The 2,556-nt window shown below is 37.1% G+C and carries 1 protein-coding gene; it reads left to right on the forward strand.

Annotated elements, in window-relative coordinates:
- The first annotated feature begins 672 nt into the window (after positions 1 to 672).
- Positions 673 to 2,412, forward strand: a complete 1,740-nt coding sequence (locus tag J3U68_RS10580; RefSeq protein ID WP_267376888.1) for a vWA domain-containing protein — start codon at positions 673 to 675, stop codon at positions 2,410 to 2,412.
- Positions 2,413 to 2,556: the final 144 nt, after the last annotated feature.

The following is a 2,556-nucleotide window of genomic DNA, read 5'->3' on the forward strand; positions in this document are numbered from 1 at the left end:
AGACAATAACGACATGATTTAAATTGCTTTTGACCAGTAAATGTGCCGTTATCTGAATCTGGATGAGAAAACAGTTTAATGTTGCACAAAAGCCAACTTACAAGTTGGCTTTTGGTTTATACGCAAAAGATATTTATCCTTGATTGATCGAAAAGTACGAAGGATTTATGCATTCATTATATAATCAACCTGCTAAACATCTATGTGAGCCAAAATAGAAGCGTAAATCATTTATAAACATTAAAAAGAGCAATTTCTATTAATTGCACAGGATCTTTATTCTGCATTGACAAATATTATGAAAAAGTACTTATTATTGAGCTTACCATTTAGTGAGGATGACTTGACCAAATGAGTTTCCTAATGAACCATCAATGTGATTTTAACTCTCTGCCAGTACCAAAAATCTTGTAAACGTTTGAATAAAAAATTTTTTAGGTAACATTACGTTGGTTATCTAAGAATACTTACCTTCGAAAATGAAAGAATCGTTTTTCAGTCATAGATAAGAATTGAGTTTATTGAATCACAATAAATCATCAGCATCATGGTTGCTTACACTAGAATATCAGAATTATGTAAAGACGTTCATTTCAACAGCTTATGTTTACCTATTATGTTAAATCAAGTTTATAATTTGCTAACAATGGGAGAAATGTGAGGATTGAGATCATGATTAAATCAAAAGCCTGTTTGAGCAGATATTCTATGCTGATTTTGTTAATTACGGGCATACTCAGTGCCTGTAACTCAGGGTCTTCTGATCATAACAAAGAAGTAGAATCGCAGAATGTAAAGCAAGATACTCTTGATAAATCACAGGCTAGAGCCCATGAGAGTGAAATAAATGATTCAAAGGTAGCTCTAGCAACTGCACCTTTAGGCCCAGAACTACCTCAAGGACCAATAATAAGCTCACCACCACCCGGTTATATTCTTGATGCAGATGGCTCAAAATATAAAAACTATTCAAATAATTCAATAAAACAAGTTATAGCAGAGCCAGTCAGTACCTTCAGCCTGGATATGGACACTGCCAGCTATGCCATTACTCGAAGTTATTTATCCCAAGATAGATTGCCACAACCTGATGCAGTGCGGGTTGAAGAGTTTATTAATTATTTTCCGGCAGCTACGAATGAACAATTAAAGCCTTTGCCCGGTTCTCCGTTTGCCGCCACCTATGAGCTGACACCCAGTCCTTGGAATGCAAACAAGGTTTTGTTGCGAGTCAATATTAAGGCTGCTCAAACGAATTATGATCAGTCACCGCCAGCAAATTTGGTATTTTTGATCGATACCTCTGCTTTAATGTATGGGGAGGATAGATTGGGTTTAATCCAAAAATCATTAAAATATTTGGTTGATCAGTTGCGTCCACAGGACAAGGTTTCCATCGTTAAAGGTCTGGGTATTGGAGACGTAGCACTAGAACCAACATCAGGAAGCAATAAAGCTAAAATTCTGGCGGCAATTAATAAATTGGAGATGGACGGTGGCATTGTCGCTGGAAAAGTAGATGGAGAAGTTAACGGTGAAGAACTGAAAATGGCATATAAAATGGCTGAACGAGCCAAAGTGAAAAATGGCATAAATCGCATTTTATTCGCTTCCTATGGCGGCAACTTTTTTCATATAAACAATCATATTGAAGAGTTGAAAGCACTGATTAGTGACGAAAAAGTTAAGGGAATAACTTTATCGACGCTGGGCTTTGGCATGCGTAATCTTAATGATGAGTTGATGATGCAAATTGCTGATGTCGGTGATGGTAATTACAGCTATATTGATAATTTGAAAGAAGGCCAAAAGGTATTGCAGGAAGAAATGAGTGCCACATTAGTGACTGTCGCTAAAGATGTGAAAGCACAAATTGAATTCAATCCTAGTCAAGTACTGGAATATCGTCAGATTGGTTACGAAAAACGCCAGTTAAAGCAGGAAGATTTTAATAATGATAAGGTGGATGCAGGGGATATTGGTTCAGGAAAAAATGTGACTCTTTTGTATGAGCTTACGTTAGTTGGTGCTAAGCCGAGTATTGACCCGTTGCGGTATCAAAGCCAAAGTTCGAAACTGAATGTGTCGCAGAATGATGAAATAGTTTTTCTTAAATTGCGTTGGAAAGCGCCCAATGGTAAAACCAGTGCTCTTGTTTCTTTACCGATAGAAAAAACCGCCTTAAGTAGTTCTTTTGAGCGTGCAGGAACGGAGACCCGTTTCCTGACTGCAGTGGCTGCGTTTGGACAAAAGCTACGTAACAATCCTGAATTATCGCAGATAAGCTATGAGCAGATAGCTGATTGGGCCAATCATGCCAAAGGTAATGATCCCCATGGCTATCGTAGTGAGTTTGTGGCATTAGTCAGAAAAACAGCAGAATTGACTCGGAATAGAGTAATTCATTTTTAGTATTTTTGTTACATCTTTTTATCTAGACAATAACGACATGATTTAAATTGCTTTTGACCAGTAAATGTGCCGTTATCTGAATCTGGATGAGAAAACAGTTTAATGTTGCACAAAAGCCAACTTACAAGTTGGCTTTTGGTTTAT

This window comes from Snodgrassella sp. B3882, from assembly GCF_026535915.1.
Classification (GTDB): domain Bacteria; phylum Pseudomonadota; class Gammaproteobacteria; order Burkholderiales; family Neisseriaceae; genus Snodgrassella.